At 35.8% G+C, this 19,958-nt stretch carries 20 protein-coding genes; 14 read left to right on the forward strand and 6 right to left on the reverse strand.

Annotated elements, in window-relative coordinates; all coding sequences use genetic code 11:
* The first annotated feature begins 18 nt into the window (after positions 1–18).
* From M0G43_RS04395 to tsaB, 13 genes are all read left to right on the forward strand, one after another.
* Positions 19–999: a cytochrome c oxidase subunit 3 gene (locus M0G43_RS04395; RefSeq protein WP_248023749.1), complete on the forward strand. Its 981-nt coding sequence runs from the start codon at positions 19–21 to the stop codon at positions 997–999.
* Between the two features lie 21 nt (positions 1,000–1,020).
* The gene (locus M0G43_RS04400) at positions 1,021–1,401 is read left to right on the forward strand and encodes a cytochrome C oxidase subunit IV family protein (protein WP_248023750.1); all 381 of its coding nucleotides are present in this window, start codon (positions 1,021–1,023) and stop codon (positions 1,399–1,401) included.
* A 65-nt stretch (positions 1,402–1,466) separates the two neighbouring features.
* Positions 1,467–2,195, forward strand: coding sequence for a hypothetical protein (locus M0G43_RS04405; RefSeq protein WP_248023751.1), 729 nt, complete (start codon positions 1,467–1,469; stop codon positions 2,193–2,195).
* A complete protein-coding gene (locus M0G43_RS04410; RefSeq protein ID WP_248023752.1) occupies positions 2,176–2,925 on the forward strand; it encodes an SCO family protein in 750 nt (249 codons plus the stop codon). The genes M0G43_RS04405 and M0G43_RS04410 overlap by 20 nt, the downstream gene beginning before the upstream one ends.
* A complete protein-coding gene (locus M0G43_RS04415) occupies positions 2,925–3,470 on the forward strand; it encodes a DUF420 domain-containing protein (protein ID WP_248023754.1) in 546 nt (181 codons plus the stop codon). The genes M0G43_RS04410 and M0G43_RS04415 overlap by 1 nt, the downstream gene beginning before the upstream one ends.
* A gap of 37 nt (positions 3,471–3,507) precedes the next feature.
* Entirely contained in the window at positions 3,508–3,693 is a 186-nt protein-coding gene (locus M0G43_RS04420; protein WP_248023755.1) for a hypothetical protein, read from the forward strand.
* A 133-nt stretch (positions 3,694–3,826) separates the two neighbouring features.
* Entirely contained in the window at positions 3,827–4,528 is a 702-nt protein-coding gene (locus M0G43_RS04425) for an ABC transporter ATP-binding protein (protein WP_248023756.1), read from the forward strand.
* Positions 4,521–5,765 carry an ABC transporter permease gene (locus tag M0G43_RS04430; RefSeq protein ID WP_248023757.1) on the forward strand — a complete coding sequence of 415 codons (1,245 nt, stop codon included), beginning with the start codon at positions 4,521–4,523 and terminating at the stop codon, positions 5,763–5,765. Before M0G43_RS04425 ends, M0G43_RS04430 begins: the two co-directional genes overlap by 8 nt.
* A gap of 1 nt (position 5,766) precedes the next feature.
* Complete coding sequence (locus tag M0G43_RS04435; protein WP_248023758.1) at positions 5,767–7,026, forward strand: ABC transporter permease; 1,260 nt, start codon at positions 5,767–5,769, stop codon at positions 7,024–7,026.
* Between the two features lie 11 nt (positions 7,027–7,037).
* Positions 7,038–8,198, forward strand: coding sequence for an efflux RND transporter periplasmic adaptor subunit (locus M0G43_RS04440; protein WP_248023759.1), 1,161 nt, complete (start codon positions 7,038–7,040; stop codon positions 8,196–8,198).
* 56 nt (positions 8,199–8,254) lie between these two features.
* On the forward strand, positions 8,255–9,697 hold the full coding sequence (locus M0G43_RS04445) for a TolC family protein (protein WP_248023761.1): 1,443 nt from the start codon (positions 8,255–8,257) through the stop codon (positions 9,695–9,697).
* A gap of 53 nt (positions 9,698–9,750) precedes the next feature.
* Positions 9,751–11,049, forward strand: coding sequence for an efflux RND transporter periplasmic adaptor subunit (locus tag M0G43_RS04450; RefSeq protein ID WP_248023809.1), 1,299 nt, complete (start codon positions 9,751–9,753; stop codon positions 11,047–11,049).
* 6 nt (positions 11,050–11,055) lie between these two features.
* Complete coding sequence (gene tsaB, locus M0G43_RS04455) at positions 11,056–11,724, forward strand: tRNA (adenosine(37)-N6)-threonylcarbamoyltransferase complex dimerization subunit type 1 TsaB (protein ID WP_248023762.1); 669 nt, start codon at positions 11,056–11,058, stop codon at positions 11,722–11,724.
* On the opposite strand, the gene M0G43_RS04460 is transcribed toward tsaB, so the two are convergent.
* The 6 genes from M0G43_RS04460 to M0G43_RS04485 all read right to left on the reverse strand — a co-directional run bounded on the left by M0G43_RS04460 (position 11,721) and on the right by M0G43_RS04485 (position 16,925).
* Positions 11,721–12,536, reverse strand: coding sequence for a mechanosensitive ion channel family protein (locus M0G43_RS04460; RefSeq protein WP_248023764.1), 816 nt, complete (start codon positions 12,534–12,536; stop codon positions 11,721–11,723). The two genes, tsaB and M0G43_RS04460, sit on opposite strands and share 4 nt — an antisense overlap.
* Before the next feature lie 32 nt (positions 12,537–12,568).
* Positions 12,569–13,273, reverse strand: coding sequence for a hypothetical protein (locus M0G43_RS04465; RefSeq protein WP_248023765.1), 705 nt, complete (start codon positions 13,271–13,273; stop codon positions 12,569–12,571).
* 52 nt (positions 13,274–13,325) lie between these two features.
* Complete coding sequence (locus M0G43_RS04470; protein WP_248023766.1) at positions 13,326–13,676, reverse strand: DUF1304 domain-containing protein; 351 nt, start codon at positions 13,674–13,676, stop codon at positions 13,326–13,328.
* On the reverse strand, positions 13,673–15,715 hold the full coding sequence (locus tag M0G43_RS04475; protein WP_248023767.1) for a thioredoxin domain-containing protein: 2,043 nt from the start codon (positions 15,713–15,715) through the stop codon (positions 13,673–13,675). The genes M0G43_RS04470 and M0G43_RS04475 overlap by 4 nt, the downstream gene beginning before the upstream one ends.
* Before the next feature lie 65 nt (positions 15,716–15,780).
* Positions 15,781–15,981 (reverse strand): dodecin family protein, encoded by a 201-nt coding sequence (locus tag M0G43_RS04480; RefSeq protein ID WP_248023768.1) that lies wholly within the window; start codon positions 15,979–15,981, stop codon positions 15,781–15,783.
* Positions 15,982–16,031: 50 nt separating this feature from the next.
* Positions 16,032–16,925 carry a NifU family protein gene (locus M0G43_RS04485; protein ID WP_248023769.1) on the reverse strand — a complete coding sequence of 298 codons (894 nt, stop codon included), beginning with the start codon at positions 16,923–16,925 and terminating at the stop codon, positions 16,032–16,034.
* A gap of 327 nt (positions 16,926–17,252) precedes the next feature.
* Between M0G43_RS04485 and M0G43_RS04490 the strand changes: the two genes are divergently transcribed.
* On the forward strand, positions 17,253–19,958 hold a 2,706-nt coding region (locus tag M0G43_RS04490), incomplete at its 3' end, for a choice-of-anchor L domain-containing protein (protein ID WP_248023770.1).

Consider the following 19,958-nt stretch of genomic DNA (forward strand, 5'->3'; position numbering starts at 1 on the left):
TAACACTAATCGCTAAATATGGATACTACAGTTGTAAATACTGATGCGAGAGAAAAAGTTTGGGGCGGAGGGAACCAACCTCTTAAGGCAAGCTATGGTAAAATGATGATGTGGTTCTTTATCGTTTCCGACGCATTGACATTTTCTGGCTTTTTAGCAGCCTACGGATTTTCAAGATTCAAATTTATAGAATCTTGGCCTATTGCCGATGAGGTGTTTACACACGTTCCGTTCTTACATGGGCAAGAACATCCGATGATTTATGTAGCATTTATGACATTTATCCTTATTATGTCCTCTGTAACGATGGTATTGGCTGTAGATGCAGGTCATCATATGAATAAGGCGAAAGTCACTCTTTATATGTTCTTGACGATTATTGGAGGTGCAATTTTTGTGGGCTCACAAGCCTGGGAGTGGGCGACTTTTATTAAAGGAGATCATGGAGCTGTACAGACTAAAGGAGGAAACATTTTGCAATTTGTAGATGCAGAAGGCCATCGAGTAAAGTTGGCTGATTTTGTGACTGCAGGAACTCATGAAAGAGTGCAGCAAGAACGTAAAAATGGATTGTGGTTTGTAAGTGAAGGCAGCTTACCTACCTACACTATGGATGAAGTTATTGCCGGTTTTGAAGCAAATCCTAATTTATCAATTCGCACACAATTGCTTGACGAACATGGACATAAGACCATTTTGCCTCGAGAAGAAGCTTTGAAACAATTAAAAACCAATGGAAAGAAAGTGGTGGAAGGAGCAAACTTGCATTCCAATGAATACGGTTCACCACTATTTGCTGACTTCTTCTTTTTCATTACAGGATTCCACGGATTTCACGTATTCTCGGGAGTTGTTATCAATATCATTATCTTCTTCAATGTAATTTTAGGAACGTATGAAAGAAGAGGCAGTTACGAAATGGTGGAGAAAGTAGGGTTATACTGGCACTTTGTAGATTTGGTTTGGGTATTTGTATTTACCTTCTTCTATTTGGTTTAATTAGAAAATTAAAGTATTAAAATGGCACACGCACATAAACTATCAATATTAAGAGGAACTGTAAAATTTAAAAGTAATACACAGAAAATTTGGGGTGTATTAATTTTGTTGAGTATCATTACAGCTGTCGAGGTAGCACTTGGTATTTATAAGCCAGAAGCGTTGAAAACACACTTCATTGGGATGAAACTTCTAAACTGGATTTTCATTATTCTTACAATAGTTAAAGCCTACTATATCACATGGGATTTCATGCACATGAGGGATGAAACTCCAGCCTTGAGACGTGTTGTGGTTTGGACAGCGGTGTTTTTGATCTGTTATCTTGTCTTTATTCTTTTGCAAGAAGGAGGATATATAGAATCCGTTTACAAAAATGGTTTTGTGAAGCGCGATTTCTAAAATCATTGTAAGTTAAAAACATTTTAAAAGGCGGTTATTTAAACCGTCTTTTTTATTTTTGCACTATGGAAAAAAGGAAGGGCAAACACAATATTATTCTAGGAATTCTGTTCTTCCTTCCGGTCATTTTTCTATTATTTTTATACCCGGCCCAACATCATTATAATGCTTTGGATATTGTTAAAAGCAATATCATTGATCTTAATAATTTCCAGTCTTCTACAGGTGAAAAAATACTTTTAGAGGAGCATATTACAGTACTTGGTTTTCTGGGTAAAGAACCAATGGAACAGGTAATTTCCGCTTCGAATATAAAAGAACTGATATACGATAAATTTAAAGGTTTCAAAAAATTTCAAGTTGTAATGGTGGCTCCGTTTGGTTCAGAAGAACAAACAGAATTATTGAAAAAGGAAATCATTTCTTATGATGAATTGGATTATTGGCATTTTCTTTTTGCAGAAGAAGATGATATAATATCATTGTATAACAGTCTTCAAAGTACCACGAAACTTGATGAGTCATTGGCTACACAACAAATCTTCATTGTTGACAAAGAATTAAATCAGCGTGGTCGTTTAGATGACCGTTCTGATAATGAGTTGGCAAAGAATAAACCAGTTTATCCGTTGATTTCATACAATTGTATCGAAGTTGCAGAAATCAAAAACAAAATGAGTGAAGACATGCGAATTTTGTTCACTGAATATAGGCAAAAACGAAAAGGGAAATTTGACTCCACTGCAAGGCGAGCCGAAGATTTAAAAAGTACACATGGAGAACAAGAAAACTAATTATTCTTACATAGGCATAGCGTTTATCATCTTGGTATTCGGAATTATTTTTGTGCCCAAAATCGTAGATCGAATGTCTAATCAATCTGTTGTTGAAAATGATAGATTGAATATCAATGATGATACCACATCTGAACCAAATAAAGATTTAGCATTCATCCAAATCAACGGTGAAGCAAAAAAGGTACCTACGTTTAGTTTTACAAACCAAAATGGTCAGACAATTACGAACAAGGACTATGAAGGTAAGGTTTATATTGTAGAGTTCTTTTTTACAACTTGCCCGACCATTTGCCCGAGAATGAGTTCCAATTTGGTGCAAATACAAGATTCATTCAAAGGAATACAAAATTTTGGTGTAGCATCGTTTACAATCAATCCAGCACATGATACTCCTGAAGTTTTGAAAGCTTATGCCGAACAATATGGAATGACAAATCCCAATTGGCACTTGATGACAGGAGACCAAGAGCAAATTTATAAATTGGCAAACGAAGGATTCAATCTTTATACGGCTGAAGATGGTGAGGTAGAAGGTGGTTTTGAACATTCTGGCAATTTTGCACTGATTGATAAAAACGGATTCATCCGATCAAGAAAGGACGTGTCTGGAAATCCTATGATTTATTATAACGGAATTATCTCGGAAAGAGAGCAAATGGACGAAGACGGTCAATCTCAAGAGATTTCCATTTTGAAAGAAGACATTGCTAAACTATTGAAAGAATAATGAATAAATCAGATTTACAAACTGAACGTAAATATAATAAATGGATCGTCATATTGTCTGTGGCAATTCCTTTGGCTGTTGCAGCATTATTTGGTGTCAATTTGAGGAAGATGGGATTTGATGTAGAACCACTTACTTTTTTACCACCTATTTACGCAACCATTAATGGATTAACAGCTGTTATTCTGATAGTTGCATTTTGGGCTATAAAAAACAAGAAAATAGTTCTTCATGAAAACTTAATGACAACAGCAATAGGATGTTCAGTGGTTTTTTTGGTAATGTATGTCGCATACCATATGACAAGCGACTCTACTCCTTATGGAGGTGAAGGAATTATCAGATATGTATATTACTTTGTACTGATTACTCATATTTTATTGTCCATTGTCATCATTCCATTTGTGTTGATTACTTATGTGAGAGCAATTACAAACAACTTTGAACGTCACAAAAAAATAGCACGAATTACCTTCCCATTGTGGTTATATGTTGCCATTACAGGTGTTGTGGTGTATTTGATGATTTCACCTTATTATGCTTAAATACAAATCTAAAATATTAATATTCCTATTCTGGCTAATGATGTTTATTGAAGCCAAAGCACAGTGCGCAATGTGTCGAGCGGTGTTGGAAAGTGAGGAAGGCAAATCTACAGCAGAAGGTGTAAATAATGGAATAATTTATTTGATGTCCTTTCCTTATATTTTGGTAGGAGGTTTAGGTTTTTTGATCTATTGGAAATACTTCAGGACAAAAAAGGTATAGTTTCCTTTCATTTGCTGTAACAATTCCTCGTTTCAGCAGTCTATATTATAACATTTTAGCTACAAGAGTTAACAGTTCGTTAATATAATTCCGATTTTGATTTATGTAATATTGTAGCTCTAACCATCAATTCATGATACAAATTAAAGATTTACACAAGTCTTATCACATGGGCAATAACTCGCTTCATGTGTTAAAAGGAATTGATTTTGAGGTGAAAGAAGGAGAACTTGTTTCAATTATGGGTTCATCTGGTTCTGGGAAATCGACGCTTTTGAATATTCTTGGTATGCTGGATGAAGCCGATTCTGGAAGTTATACTTTAGACAATTTTCCTATTAAGAATCTCAACGAGAAAATAGCCGCAAACTACAGAAACAAATTTCTTGGGTTTATATTTCAGTCATTTAATCTGATAAATTATAAATCAGCATTAGATAATGTTGCATTGCCTTTGTATTATCAAGGGATGAAGCGTAAAGAACGCTTGGAAAGAGCGGAACATTATTTGAACAAGGTAGGCTTATCTCCTTGGTCGCATCATTTGCCAAGTGAAATGTCTGGTGGTCAAAAACAACGTGTGGCAATTGCAAGAGCATTGGCTAGCGATCCTAAAGTACTTTTGGCGGATGAACCAACAGGTGCTTTAGATACATCTACATCCTATGAAGTCATGGAATTGATTCAAGGCATCAATGACGAAGGAAAAACAATTTTAGTGGTAACACATGAGCATGACATTGCCCAAATGACCAAGCGAATCGTCAACCTAAAGGATGGAGTTATCATCGACGACAATAAAGTAGAACAGGTTAGAGCTTCAAAATATGTTTGACATTGAGCGCTGGCAAGAAATATTTGAAACTTTACGTAAAAACAAACTTCGAACGTTTTTAACTGGACTTTCCGTGGCTTCCGGAATCTTTATCTTGGTGATACTTTTAGGTTTTGGAACTGGCATTGAAAATGGAGTGACATCTCAATTCCAAAGAGATGCAACCAATTATATCAGTGTCTGGACTGGAGTTACCACAAAAGAATATAAAGGTTTAAACCCTGGCAGATTTATTCAATTAAAAAATGATGACTTCACCGATATTTCTAATCAATATGCTGATTATACCGAAAAAAAATCCCCTTCTTATCATCTTTGGGGAGCGCAAGTAACTTATAAAAATCAATCTGGGAATTACAGAATTCAAGGTGTTTATCCAGACTATCAAACTATAGAGAATGCTGAAATCATCAATGGACGCTTCATAAACAATGCAGATATTCAAGAAATTCGGAAAGTGGGCGTCATTGGAAATCGAATGAAGATGGATTTGTTCAAAGAAGAAGATCCTATAGGCAAGCAGATTTCCATCTTCGGAATCAATATTACGGTCATAGGTGTTTTCACCGATCCTGGAGGTGAGAGAGATGAGACCAGATTGTATATGCCAGTAAACACATGCCAGCTGGCCTTTAATGGTCAAGACAATTTAAGAAGCATGTGGTGGACCGTCAAAATGTCCGATAACTTCGATGATGCAGTCGCATTGTCAAATAGTCTCGCTAAAAGCATTGAAAGTGATGTAAAACAAAGGCATACCGTAGCACCTGATGACACTGGAGCAGTTCGAGTGACGAACACCCTTGAAGAAGCTAAAAAGATTTATTCTTTAATTGATAAAATTAAAGCTGTCTTTTGGTTTGTGGGCATTGGTACCATCATCGCCGGAATTGTTGGTGTTGGCAACATCATGCTGATCATTGTAAAGGAACGAACCAAAGAAATAGGTATTAGAAAAGCCTTAGGAGCTTTGCCCATGTCTATAGTTGGAATGATTCTTCAAGAAGCAGTCTTCGTTACGATGTTTGCAGGGTTGTTTGGGCTTATTTTTGGTTTAGGATTGCTAGAACTAGTTGGCCCTCAAATCGAAAGCGATTTCATAAAATATCCTCAAGTGAATTTCAATATAGCACTTACTACAGTGTTTTTGTTGGTGTTTGCAGGCGCATTGGCTGGTTTTATTCCTGCTTATAGAGCCGCCAAAATTAAACCCATCATCGCATTAAGAGACGAGTAATATGTTCAATAGAGACCGCTGGAACGAAATATTGGAGGCATTGAATGCAAATAAATTTCGCACGTTTTTAACAGCGTTTGGCGTTTTTTGGGGCATTACAATTCTTGTTTTGCTATTGGCTTTAACCAATGGTTTGAAAAACGGAGTCATGTCCGATTTTGGTGACTTTGCCACAAATTCTATGTTCATGTGGACTCAAGGAACATCCATGCCTTATAAAGGTTTGCCTAAAGGACGTTATTTCAATTATAAAATAGATGACGTTGCTGCAATCAAAGAAGCGGTTCCGCACTTAAAATATGTATCACCTCGTAACCAGCTGGGTGGTTTTCAAGGGAATAACAATGTTATGAGAGGCACGAAAACAGGAGCTTTCGAAATTTATGGCGACTATCCAGAATACATCAACCAACAACCCTTGGACATTTTACAAGGACGCTTTTTGAGCTATTCTGATATAGAAACTAAACGCAAAATTTGCGTTATTGGAACAGATGTAATAAAAAGTCTTTATGATAATGGTGAAGAGGTTTTAGGATCTTATGTGAAAATCAATGGCGTCAATTTTATGGTGGTTGGCACGTTTAAAAACAGCAATAGTCAAGGTAACAATGAGCAAGAAGCGAATACCATTTATATTCCGTTTACAACATTTGGCCAGGCATTTAATAGAGGCGAAAGTGTAGGGTGGATGGCAATTACCGCAAATGACGATGTGCCAATTACTACCGTAAAGCAACAGGTTTTTGACTTGATGAAAGCACGACATAAAATCCATCCCAAGGATGATAGAGCCATTGGACATTTTGACTTGTCTGAACAATTCGCAAGGGTCAACGGTTTGTTTTCAATATTAACTGTTGTAGGTTATTTTGTAGGGGCGTTGGTCTTGATGTCTGGAATCATCGGCATCAGTAACATTATGTTGATTGTGGTAAAGGAACGCACCAAAGAAATAGGAGTAAGACGTGCCCTTGGAGCTTCACCATGGACTATAAAATCACAAATCCTTCAGGAAAGCTTGATTTTGACCATTCTATCTGGAATGGTTGGTATTTCGTTTGCCGCTGGAATTATTTGGCTATTGAATTATTTGTTAGATCAAAGCGGTCCTGTAGAAAATTTTGCAAACCCAAGTGTAAGTATGCAAGTGGTATTTACCGCGTTAATCATTTTGATAGTTTCTGGCGTTTTGGCAGGCATGATTCCCGCCAATAGTGCCACAAAAATGAAACCGGTCGATGCATTAAGAATAGAATAAACCTATATAAAATGAAAAGAACCAAAACCGTTATTTTACTTGTTGTCATCGTTGCAGTCTTCGTGACTGCTCTCGTGTATCTTTGGAAAAAGAATTCTGAAGATCCAATAAAGTACACAACCGAAACGCCAACAGAGCAGACCATTGTAGTAAAAACTGTAGCAACAGGTAGCATTGTTCCTAAAGAGGAAGTATTAATTAAGCCAAATATTTCTGGAGTTATTGAAGAAATTTATATTGAAGCTGGTGAATACGTCAATTCTGGTGATCTTATTGCAAAAATTAGAGTTATCCCGAATGTGTCTTCATTGACCAGTGCGAAAAATAATATTGCAACCAACCAAACGGCCTTACAAACGGCTAAAATTAATCTTGAAACTCAACAAGCTACATATGATCGCCAGAAGGCACTTTTCGAAAAAGGTGTGATTTCTGCTAATGAATTTGAAGGCATTAAAAATACCTATTTGCAAACAAAACAGAGTGTAGAACAGGCACAAATCAATGTCAATTCGGCACGTCAAAACTATGATATCATAAAAACAGGAACTACGAGCGGCATGGGTAACATTGCCCAAACACAGATTCGTGCCACAGTTTCAGGTATGGTTTTGGACGTTCCTGTAAAAGAGGGAAATCAAGTCATTGAAGCAAATAATTTTAATGAAGGAACTTCTATTGCTTCGTTAGCTGATGTCAAAAAAATGATCTTTGAAGGTAAAGTAGATGAAAGTGAAATAGGTAAAATCAAGGAAGGGCTACCTTTAGAAATTACTATTGGAGCGATTGAAGATACCAAATTTGATGCAGTTTTGGATTATATTGCACCAAAAGGTGTTGCTGAAAATGGAGCCATTCAATTTCCGATAAAAGGAAGTTTAAAATCCATCGACTCCACTTTTATTAGAGCAGGATTGAGCGCAAATGCTTCAATTATTCTTGATAAAGCCGAAAAAGTTTTGGCAATTAAAGAAGCGCTTGTACAGTATGATGAAAAAACAAAAAAACCATACGTAGAAGTAGAAACAGGTGATCAACAATTTGAAAGACGAGATGTAGAGTTGGGTATAAGTGATGGAATTTTTGTTGAAATTAAAAAAGGTGTATCAAAATCTGATAAAATTAAAGTTTGGAATCAGGTTCAGGGAACACCAGAATTTGCAGAAAACTAAAAATTCCCGAGATTAACTGTAACACTTTTATTTCTGAATAGACATATAATTTAATTATGAAAAAATCAATCATTATAGTTTTTGTTTTAATTGGAGTTGCTTCTCAAGCCCAAATGAAAAAATGGACGCTTAAAGAGTGTGTGCAACACGCCATGGAGAACAACATCTCTATTAAGCAAAGTGAATTGGATGTGGAACTTACCGAAATCGAGAAGATGACTGCGGTTGGTAATTTCGTACCCTCTCTAAACCTAAGTGGTGGTGTTTCAGAAAACACTGGTTTGAGTTTCAACCCAGTCACCAACAACGCACAAACTACTACATTTTTATCGGTAACAGGTCGAATTAATGTTGGTTATACTTTGTTTGATGGTTTAAGAAATTTCAGACAAGTGCAACGTGCTAAAATATCAAACTTGGCATCGCAGTATCGCTTAACGAAAATGAAAGATGACATATCTCTTTTTGTGGCCAATAACTATCTTCAGGTCATTTTAAACAAAGCCAATCTGGAGGTTTTGAAATCTCAAAATCTAGTCACGCAAGAACAGTTACAGAGAACGCAAGATTTAGTAGATGCTGGTGTTTTGCCTCAAGGCGATCTGTTAGAAATCAAAGCAACGGATGCCAGTGAAAAGCAATCAATCGTTGCTGCAGAAAATACAATTCAGGTATCTCTTATTAGTTTAGCGCAATTATTACTCATTAAAGATTACCAGAATTTTGACATTGAAGATGAAGGTTACGATATCGTAGATGAAGGTGTTTCAGACAAGGGTGTTTTTGAAATTATTGAGAAAGCAAAAGAAAATAGATCTGAAATAAAAATTGCTGAACAAAATGTAGAACTAGCCAAAAAAGATCTACAGATTGCGAAAGGTGCAAATTATCCGACCTTATCGGCTTTTTTTGGATATGATACTAGGTACACTGATGCCACATCTTTCACACAATCTGTCGATCCAAATAATCCTACAAGTATTCAACAAATAGGTGTAGTGCAAGAAACTGGACAAGCGGTTGTGGGAGAATTTCCTAATACAATTACCACACAAGTAGGAGCTGACCCATTTTTTGATCAATTATACCAAAATGATGGTATTGGATATGGATTGCAATTGAACATTCCTGTCCTTAACGGATTTTCTACAAAAGCAAGCGTTAAGAGAAGCGAAATCAATTTATTGGATTCTGAATATCAATTGGAACAAGCAAAATTGGATTTGGAATCAACAGTTTATCAGGCATATGTAGATGCTAAAGGTGCTATGAAAACTTATGAAGCGGCTCAATCAGCTTTGGAATCACAAGAATTGGCGTATGATTATGCCAAAGAACGTTATGACGTTGGGTTAACTAATGCATTCGATTTTAGCCAATCAAAAGTGAGATATGATAACGCGAAAATAGAATTGAATCGCACCAAATATGATTATATTTTTAAACTGAAAGTATTGGAATTATATTTTGGAATTCCAGTAGATCAACTCAAATTTTAGTAATTTTAAAATAGATATATCCTTAAACAAAGACGTTTAAAACTAAATAAACCATCATGAGTAAAACAGTAAAAATCCTATTGATTGTCGTTGTATTAACAATTGTATTGTTATTGGCAGGCTCAAGTATGGGATGGTTCGGTAAAAAAGGAGATTTCAAGGAAGTTGAAGTTGAAAAGGTCGAGTTGGCAACCATTGTCGAGAAAGTGTCGGCAACAGGAAAAATTCAACCAGAAGTCGAGGTTAAAATTTCCAGTGAAGTTTCAGGCGAAATCATTGAATTGCCTTTTAAGGAAGGTCAGCAAGTTAAAAAAGGAGACCTATTGGTAAGAGTGAATCCAGACTTGATTCAATCTGCCGTAAATCGATCACAGGCAAGTTATCAAAACGTAAAAGCTGGATTGGAACAGGCTGAAGCATCTTTAAGAGAAGCGAAATTAAATTACGACAGAAACAAACAACTGTTTGAAAAAGGAATTATTTCCAAAGCTGATTGGGACAAAGCAGTTTCATCTTATGAAATAGCGCAAGCCAATAAACAATCGGCTTATTACAATGTTCAAAGTGCTGGTGCTTCTGTTAATGAAGCAATGGATAATCTCAACAGAACCACAATTTACGCTCCAATGAGTGGCACCATTTCTAAACTAGATGTCGAATTGGGAGAGCGTGTAGTTGGTACGCAACAAATGGCAGGAACCGAGATTTTGCGTGTAGCCAACCTAAACAATATGGAAGTTGAGATCGATGTCAACGAAAATGATATTGTAAAAGTGCGAATTGGCGATTCAACTATTGTGGAAGTCGATGCCTATCTCAAAAAAGAATTTAAAGGCGTGGTTACTGAAATTGCTAATTCTGCAGGCGAAACCTTAACTGCTGATCAAGTTACCAATTTTAAAGTAAAAGTTAGAATTCTTGAAGAATCCTATGCAGATTTGATGAAAGATAGACCAGAGAACTATTCACCTTTTAGACCTGGAATGACTGCTACCGTGGACATACTTACCAATAAAAGAGCGAATGCAGTGGCAGTGCCCATCAGTGCAATTGTAATTAAAACTGATACAACTTCTGCTAAAACTTCTTACACCAAATCTACCGATACGTCTGACAAACCAAAAGTGAATGAGGAGCAGAAGTTTGAATGTGTATTTGTTGCAAATAATGGTGAAGCCAAATTAAGAGTGGTAAAAACTGGTATACAGGACGATTCAAAAATTGAGATTATTTCTGGATTGAAAGAAGGCGATCAAATAATTACTGGTCCTTACAATGTGGTTTCCAAAACGCTCAAACCAGGTGATAAAATTGAGGTAAAAAAACAAGAAAGTTCCACGGAAAACAAGTAGTTTGACTTGGCATACATACTTAACATAGAAACGGCTACAACCAATTGTTCTGTTTCTCTATCGAAAGATGGGGAAACTTTGGTTTTAAAAGAGGATAATAATCTTAATTATTCTCATGCAGAATCACTTCATGTGTATATTGATGAGGTATTGAAGTCAGTCTCATTGAAGGCATCACAACTAGATGCAATTGCGGTAAGTAAAGGTCCAGGCTCTTACACAGGATTAAGAATTGGCGTTTCTGCAGCCAAAGGTTTGTGCTACGCCTTAAATATTCCATTGATTTCAGTAGATACACTTCACTCTTTGGCTCATAAGGTCTTATGTAAAGGTGATGATATTATTGTGCCAATGTTGGATGCAAGACGTATGGAGGTTTATTCGGCTATTTACGATTCAAAATATTTCAAAATTCGTGATACGGAAGCTCAAATATTGAATGAAGATTCTTTTAAGCAATATCTTGAAAAACATAAAGTTCACTTCATAGGAAATGGAGTCGACAAATTAAAAACAATGATCACTCATTATAATTCTGAATTTATTGGGGATAAATTGCCTTCTGCTTCTGAAATGGGAATGTTAGCTTACGATAAGTACAAAAAAAACGACATCGAGGATGTCGCTTATTTTGAACCTTATTATCTGAAGGAGTTTATCGGTTTAAGATCCTAATCTTCTTTAATAATATGAATATCACGTTGTGGAAATGGTATGCTTATTCCTGCCTCGTCTAGTGCTTCTTTGGTACTTTCAAGAATATCATAGTAAACAGCCCAATAGTCAGTTGTTTTAACCCAAGGTCTTACATTAAAATTCACAGAACTGTCGGCTAATTCAACCAATCTTACCAATGGTGCCGGTTCTTTTAAAACAAGAGGATGATTGGTGAGTTGAGCCATCAAAATATCTTTGGTGACTTTAAGATCAGATTCGTAACCCACACCAATAACCAAATCCACACGACGCATTTCCAAAGCAGAATAATTTACAATATTATCATTTGATAATTTTCCATTGGGAATGATTATTTCTTTGTTGTCAGGAGAAGTAAGTTTTGTGGTGAAAATCTCAATTTCTTTTACAGTTCCAGCTTCACCTTGTGCTTCTATAAAATCACCTACTTTAATTGGTTTAAAAATCATTATTAAGACTCCACCGGCAAAATTAGCCAAAGACCCTTGAAGTGCTAAACCAATGGCCAAACCAGCCGCTGCTATTATTGCAGCAAAGGAGGTGGTTTCAACTCCTACAGTTCCTAGAACTACGATAATTAACACAATTTTTAGTAGCCATCCGATGAGATTGAGAAGGAATTTCTTGAGACTTATGTCATAATCTCCTTTATCTAAAGCTTTCCGAACACCTTTGGTTATCATCTTAATCACCCAAGAACCTATAATCCATATAAGAATTGCAGCCAAAACTTTAGGTGCATAAATTATCAATAAATCATATCCAGCATCAACCCATTTTTGAATGTCCATTTCGTTATTAATTTATCATTAGTTAATCGTGGTTATTTAATTTGATTGAGATATTGACCTAGTTTAACTAAATCAGATTCTTCTTTCAGTTTTATTTTTTCAGATTTTATAAAATCTAGGATTTCCTTCTCGTTCTTTGGAAACAATTTAGCAAAATCTTTTTTGTTATTAGAGAATTCGATAGCTGGTTGGTCGTTTATTTTAATATAAAATGAATCGTTTAATCTTCTATATTCTGCAGGGCGACTTTTATCATATCCAGAAGTCGCAACTCGCTCCTCGTAAAAACGCACTGTTTCTTTTTTAAGCAGTTTTATTGATGCTATGGGAGAGTTTAGAAGTATAAAAAAACCTGTAGATTGTTCACTTGTATCGTTGACATAGTCAAAAATCTGATAGGTTTTATTATCAGATAGAAGAGTAATAGAAATGTCTTGCCTTCCATTTTTAGGTAATGCATAGGCTTCAGACTCGGTTCCTTGCTCTTTTTTTACCAAAATCTCGTCTAATAAGGCGTCATATTTGACCGCAAAAATTTTGTTCTCAAAAACTGAAATTCTTGCTGGGACGTAATCCTCTGTAATGTAAGGAGAACCTTCTACTCTCGCATTTACTTGAGTAGGAGTTGTAAGAATAAACCCATCGTTAACAATTTGTCTTCCGCCCATTTCACCTTGAGCCCAATTAGTGTTGCAAAGAAATATTGTCAGTAATATTCCTAAAAGTGTTTTTTTCATATATAGTTATTTTTGGTTTGGAATAAACTAAAAAAAAATCACTTTCTAAAATTTATAATGTTAAGATTAATGTAATTATTGCAGGAACCGATTGAAAGTAAAACAACTTCATTTTTTTAGTGGAATATGCCCCATAGATACCTGCTATAATGACACATGATAAAAAGAAAATGCTTGTTCTTATATCTTTATATATGATAGAATAAATAAGTCCAGCGGCTAAAAATCCATTATATAATCCTTGATTTGCTGCTAAAGTTTTCGTCTCATCGGCGAACTCTTTGGATTTTAAGCCGAATGTTTTAATGCCTTTAGGTGTAGTCCATAGAAACATTTCTAAAACTAAAAAATATAAGTGCTCAACTGCGACCAGAAGCATTAGAATAATTTGAAGTGTTTTCATGGGTATTTTTTAAGTTGGTTTATCGCTTTTTCAACAGTATCGACAGGCATATTGCAGGTTTTGTTGACACAAACGTATATCAGGGTTTTACCTTCCACAGCTCTGTTTTTGAATAAAGGTAAAGATTCTTCCTTAAAACTTGCTGCAACAATTTTGTTGGGAGTATAATTGAGATTCAGCTCCTTAATTTTTTCAAGAGATTCATTACCAATTATGGCAACCTCAAAGAAAGGTTCAGTATAGTTCATCATTAAGTACAGCCAATTGGAAAACCCAGAACCATAATTTTGGATTTCAGGTTTTATATTGTTCAACATGGTTTCGGCAGTCTTGGCATAATGCTCGTTGTCAAAATAATGTGATAATGTGAAAAGGTTCTTTGCCATGGTGGAATTGCTTGCTGGTATAACATTGTCCCTGTATTCAACGCTTCTACTCACCAAAGCTGTATCCTTTTCGGACGTGAAAAAGAATAATTTGCTTTGGTCGTCAAAGAAAAAATCAAAACAATAATTGGTCAAATCTCTTGATATAAAAAGCCATTTTAAATCTAGAGTGTGGTTGTATAACGAGATGAATGCGTCAATGCACGTGGCGTAATCTTCAAGAAAACCATTAATATTGCTTGTGCCATTCTTAAAATTGTGATTAAGGCCACCATCTTCCCTTATTTGATTTTTCAGTAGAAATTCTCCACAAGTGGTTGCCGTATGTAAATAGGGTTCTTCTTTTAAAACCCTGTAAGCATCTAAATATCCCTTAATCATCATAGCATTCCATGAGGTCAATGTTTTATCATCTAGACGAGGAGGCTTCCTTTTTTGACGAGCCTTTAGTAAGATATCTTTCCAGTTTTCTTTTCTTTTGAATAATGATTCAGAAGTCAATTCGTGTTTTTTAAGAAAAGAATCATCATCTTCACTGCGAATCAACACATAATTGCCTTCTTCCCAAAAACCATAGGCATTCACATTATAATAATCAGCGAATAGTCCAAAATCCTCTTTCAGGAGAGATTTTAATTCGTTTTGATTCCAAACATAATAAGCACCTTCTTCTAAAGTGCCTTCATGATTTAAACTGTCTGCATCTAATGACGAATAAAAATTGCCGTGTGGACCTTTTAGTTCTCTATCCACAAAATTCAAGGTTTCTATGACAACATCTTTATACAGATTGTTTTTGGTTATTAGAAAAGCCTCGGCGTACAAACTTACCATTTGAGCATTATCATAAAGCATTTTTTCAAAATGAGGCACATGCCATTTTTCGTCTACCGAATAGCGTGAAAACCCTCCTCCAATATGATCAAAAATTCCTCCAAATGCCATTTTAGTGAGCGTGGTATTGACGTATTCTTGTAGAGGCAAATCATTCATTTGATATGCATATCTCAACAAAAATTGATAGTTGTTTGGCATCATGAATTTTGGAGCTCTTGACATGCCACCGAATCGGTAATCAAATTGATGCGACCAATTGTCTATGGTCTGTTGAATAAATTCAGTAGAAAAATCATCTGTATTAGGATTTAAGGTAATTAGATCAATATTTTTAAGGCCCTGCTCCAGCTTGTCAGCATAATCGAAAAGCTTTTCGGGTTTGGTTTTGTATAGATTTGAAATTTGATTCAAGGCATTCATCCATATCTCCTTTTTAAAATAGGTGCCTCCCCAAACAGGTCTTCCGTCAGGAAGTGCCACGATATTTAACGGCCAACCACCTGAACCTGTTATCAATTGAATGGCATTCATATACACTTGGTCAATATCCGGTCTTTCCTCTCTATCTACCTTAATGTTTATGTAATTTTGGTTCATTAATGCGGCAACATCATCATCTTCAAAACTCTCATGTTCCATGACGTGGCACCAATGACATGCCGAATATCCGATGCTTATAACAATAAGTTTGCCTGATGTGTTTGCAAGTTTTAGAGTGTTTTCGTTCCATGCATGCCAATCAATCGGATTTTCTGCATGCTGTAACAAGTATGGACTTGTCTCTTCGATAAGCTTATTGCTACGTTTTTTGTTCATCTAATGTTTAAGATTGATTCAAAAAAAACACTCTTTTTAGAGTGCTTTTGAGATATTAAGTCAGTTTAATTGACTTCAAAGGTAATTTTTAGATTGACTCTAAACTCAATGACATCGTTGTCTTTGACAACTGCACTTTGCTCTCTAACATACACCGAACGAATGTTTTTCACACTTTTACCAGCATGTTTGACAGCTTTTCTCGTTGCATCTTCCCAACTTTCATTAGAGTTGGACATGATTTCAATAACTTTTAATACAGACATATTTAAGAATTTTTAATTAAAAAATGTTTTACTCTTAAATATACAAATTTTTAACCATTAATGGCTTCAACCAGTTCAACTCTGCCTTTCATCATTTCTCTTAACATGTTTTCAATACCGCTTTTTAAAGTGAATGTAGATGACGGGCAGCCGCTACAAGCGCCTTGTAAAATCACTTTAACCGTTTTTGTATTTGGATTGTACGATTCAAATTGAATATTTCCGCCATCACTTGCAACTGCCGGTTTCACATATTCTTCTAAAATATTTACAATCTCTTTTGAGGTGTCATTAAGTGAATCATAGTTTTTATCTAGTTGTTCAGTTGTTTTATGGAACACTTCGGGTGCATTTGCAGCTACAATCTCCTTACCTTCTTCAATATAATTTCTGATAAATTCCCGCAGTTCCATTGTGATGTCACTCCATTCTGCAACATCATATTTTGTAATGGAAATATAATTCTCATCCATAAAAACCGCTTTCACAAAAGGTAGATGAAACAATTTTGTTGCCAACGGTGAGTGTTTCGCTTCGTCTATGGATGTAAAATCAAAAGTTGATGCAACAAGCTTTTTGTTGGCCACAAATTTCATGGCGGAAGGATTTGGAGTGCTTTCGGCATATACAGTGACGGGCACTTTTTTGCTAGCTGTTTTATCGGTTATAACAACTCCGTCAGAATTTAGGTAATCTTCAATTTGGTCACAAACCTCATTTTGGACATCTTTCCACTCCACAATATTATAGCGTTCTATGGCAATGAAGTTACCTGAAATATAAACTTTCTTGACAAATGGAAGGTAAAACAGTTGTTGTGCCAAAGGAGAAGCACTTGCTTCATCAATATTGTTGAATTCATAACTCTTGTGATTGGTCAAAAAAGTGTCGGCTTCAAACTTTATGATTGTTGGGTTGTTTGTTTCTTTTATTGAGATTTTCATTTGAAAATTAAATTTCTGCAAATTTACAAATTATAATACTGAAGAAAGCTAATTATAATTTATTTAAGCAGCACAGATTAATAGATAAAGTGGATTCAAAATAGCTTTATGAATGTGTTAAACTCTAATTTTTATCCATAAATGGTCGAGGGAATTAGTTAAAATTTCTTAAATTTCCCGCTTATTGAAAAATCCCTTAAAAATTGAATTTTGGTTTTTATAAATTAATCATTTAATTCTTTTTGAATAAAACAAAAGATTGAGAATAATTGTCATTTTTTTCTATTAGATATAAGATTTAATTAAGATTTCCATTATTGCCTTTAAATGAAGAATTTTTATCTACTTGCCCTTTTGCTCATCTCATCATTGAATGTCTTTTCGCAAGATATTTTTATGCAGAATGGTACATTCAATAGATGCAGTCCAGATAGATTATATGATTCTGGAGGTTCGGCAGGAAACTATAGTAGTAATGAAAATAGTGTTACTACGCTATGTGCCATTAATCCTGGAGATTTTATAATTCTTGACTTCACTGCTTTTAATACACAGTTGAATCGTGATATCCTAACCATTTATGATGGTCCGGATACATCATCTCCCATTATTGGTACTTATTCTGGAAGCCCTGCAAATAGTCCAGGAACGGTTTCTGCTTCACCTTCAAATACGAGTGGATGCATCACTTTGCAATTTGTCAGTGACGATTCTGGTACAGGTTCGGGTTTTGCGGCTAATATTTTATGCGCTGAACCATGTCAAACAATTACACCTACAATTGATAGTACTAATCCAGTTGCTAACGGCTCTGGAGTAATAACTATTTTTCCAGGATCTTCAGTGGACTTTAATGGTAGTGCAACTTTTTCTGGAGATGGAACAGGAGCAACTTATAATTGGAATTTTGCAGATGGTAGCCCAACAGTTTCAGGACAGTCAGTGTCACATACATTTAATAATCCCGGAACCTATAGTGTCACATTCACCGTGACTGATACTAATCCTCAAGGATGTTCAGGAACGGCAACCATTTCAGTCTTAGTTTTACAAGCTATAGTCAGTATCAATAATTCAGCTTATACAGAATCATCATACACTCCCGAGCAACTCATTGAAAATGTGCTAGTGTCGGGAGGTTGTTCGGCTGTTGATAATTTTTCTTATCAAGTCAACGGCAATCCAGGTGATTTGCAAACAAAAAGTTATGGATACTTCAATAAGGGGGGTGCTATGAACTTCCCTTTTGAGGAAGGCGTTATTTTAACTACTGGAAGGGCTTATGAAGCTGGAAATTCAATCAATCCTATTTTAGTTAGCAATGACAATAATGATCCTGGAGATGCAGATCTTGAGGCAGCCTTAAGTCAAACAAACACTAATGATGCTACCTTTATCAAGTTTAACTTTGTACCCACAACAAACACGATTAGCTTCAGATATTTGATGGCTTCAGAGGAATATGATGGGAGCACAGAGTGCAGTTTTGCTGACAGTTTTGCTTTTTTACTCCGTGAAGTAGGGACAACCACGTATACCAACCTAGCAGTTTTGCCAAACGGTACGCCAGTAAGTGTTACAAACATCAACAATTCTGGGGTTTGCACAGCTAATCCAACATATTTTGATGGTTATAACATTGGTGATACTAATTACGGAGGCAGGACAGAAGTATTGACCGCTGTTGCCAACGTAACTTTAGGTGTTACTTATGAAATTAAATTGGTGGTTGCTGATCAAGGTGACTCCATATGGGATTCTGCAATATTTCTGGAAGCTGGGAGTTTTGTTTTGGGAGGTGAATTGGGAGATGATATTACAATTTCAGGAGGTACAGCTCAATGTGACGGCAGCACAATTACTTTAGATACTCAAGCTCCAAATGGAACGCATGCTTGGTATCAAGATGGTAATGTCATTGCAGGTGAAACAGGCTCAACCCTTGATGTGACAGAATCTGGAACTTACAGTGTTGATGTGTTTTTTGCCGCAGGTTGTGAAACTAGCGATTCGATAATAGTTGAATTTTATCCAAACATAACTATTGATTCCGTTCAAGACTTATATCTGTGTAATCCAGGTTCTCCGCCATACAACTTTGATTTAACTGAAAATGAACCTCTAATGTTGGGTTCAATTACAGACCCCTCAAACTATGTCATTACATACCATGAGTCCCAAACAGATGCGGATGGAGATATTAGTAGTATAGCAGCTCCCGATTTATATTCAGGAATTGATGGGCAAACTATTTACGCCAGAATGGAATATTTAAATTCTGGTTGTTATGATACAGCCTCTTTCACTCTGAATGTAATAGCCGAACCGATTATCAATCCTGTTGCTGATATGACTGCTTGTGATGATGTTTCCAACGACGGTTTTGAAGAATTTGATCTGGATTTGCAAACCGCAGCTATCCTTGGGGGACAGCCTGCCTCTAACTTTAGTGTATCATACTATACATCGTTTACTGACGCAGATAGTGGATCCAATCCAATTTCTAGTCCATTTTTAAATACAGTTAACCCTCAACCCATCTTCGTTAGATTGGAAAGCAGTGGGAATGCCAATTGTATTACTGTTTCTACAAATCCAGTTTTTAATTTAATTGTAAATGACCGAGCTATTGCAAATCAGCCGAATGATTTATTTATTTGTGATGATAGCAGTAACGATGGATTTGGCCAGTTTGATTTAACTCAACAATCGTCGGTAATCTTGGGAAGTCAACCTTCAACAGATTATACTGTTGAGTATTATGAGTCTATGGTTGATGCGGAAGCTGGGAATAACCCAATCACAAACCTGGCCAATTACACCAATACTTCAAACCCACAAATTATTTATGTAAGAATATTTGAAAATATAACTTCTGATTGTTATGGTATTACTTCCTTCAATCTTGAAGTCAACCCTTTGCCCACGTATGGTGTTTCGGGGCCTTTGCGTTCGTGCGACCTTGGTGGGGGCATTGGAGAGTTCACGCTTTCGGATGCGACGTCAGGTTTTCTTTCTGGCCAGACCGGAGTG

It is taken from the genome of Subsaxibacter sp. CAU 1640, assembly GCF_023156585.1.
In the GTDB taxonomy this organism is placed as follows: Bacteria; Bacteroidota; Bacteroidia; order Flavobacteriales; family Flavobacteriaceae; genus JBPOFM01.

Bases quoted from the DNA above. Each gene is read 5' to 3' on its own strand.
- M0G43_RS04395 (WP_248023749.1), top strand. From the start codon at position 19: ATGGATACTACAGTTGTAAATACTGATGCGAGAGAAAAAGTTTGGGGC.
- M0G43_RS04400 (WP_248023750.1), top strand. From the start codon at position 1,021: ATGGCACACGCACATAAACTATCAATATTAAGAGGAACTGTAAAATTT.
- M0G43_RS04405 (WP_248023751.1), top strand. From the start codon at position 1,467: ATGGAAAAAAGGAAGGGCAAACACAATATTATTCTAGGAATTCTGTTC.
- M0G43_RS04410 (WP_248023752.1), top strand. From the start codon at position 2,176: ATGGAGAACAAGAAAACTAATTATTCTTACATAGGCATAGCGTTTATC.
- M0G43_RS04415 (WP_248023754.1), top strand. From the start codon at position 2,925: ATGAATAAATCAGATTTACAAACTGAACGTAAATATAATAAATGGATC.
- M0G43_RS04420 (WP_248023755.1), top strand. From the start codon at position 3,508: ATGATGTTTATTGAAGCCAAAGCACAGTGCGCAATGTGTCGAGCGGTG.
- M0G43_RS04425 (WP_248023756.1), top strand. From the start codon at position 3,827: ATGATACAAATTAAAGATTTACACAAGTCTTATCACATGGGCAATAAC.
- M0G43_RS04430 (WP_248023757.1), top strand. From the start codon at position 4,521: ATGTTTGACATTGAGCGCTGGCAAGAAATATTTGAAACTTTACGTAAA.
- M0G43_RS04435 (WP_248023758.1), top strand. From the start codon at position 5,767: ATGTTCAATAGAGACCGCTGGAACGAAATATTGGAGGCATTGAATGCA.
- M0G43_RS04440 (WP_248023759.1), top strand. From the start codon at position 7,038: ATGAAAAGAACCAAAACCGTTATTTTACTTGTTGTCATCGTTGCAGTC.
- M0G43_RS04445 (WP_248023761.1), top strand. From the start codon at position 8,255: ATGAAAAAATCAATCATTATAGTTTTTGTTTTAATTGGAGTTGCTTCT.
- M0G43_RS04460 (WP_248023764.1), bottom strand. From the start codon at position 12,536: ATGGACATTCAAAAATGGGTTGATGCTGGATATGATTTATTGATAATT.
- M0G43_RS04465 (WP_248023765.1), bottom strand. From the start codon at position 13,273: ATGAAAAAAACACTTTTAGGAATATTACTGACAATATTTCTTTGCAAC.
- M0G43_RS04470 (WP_248023766.1), bottom strand. From the start codon at position 13,676: ATGAAAACACTTCAAATTATTCTAATGCTTCTGGTCGCAGTTGAGCAC.
- M0G43_RS04475 (WP_248023767.1), bottom strand. From the start codon at position 15,715: ATGAACAAAAAACGTAGCAATAAGCTTATCGAAGAGACAAGTCCATAC.
- M0G43_RS04480 (WP_248023768.1), bottom strand. From the start codon at position 15,981: ATGTCTGTATTAAAAGTTATTGAAATCATGTCCAACTCTAATGAAAGT.
- M0G43_RS04485 (WP_248023769.1), bottom strand. From the start codon at position 16,925: ATGAAAATCTCAATAAAAGAAACAAACAACCCAACAATCATAAAGTTT.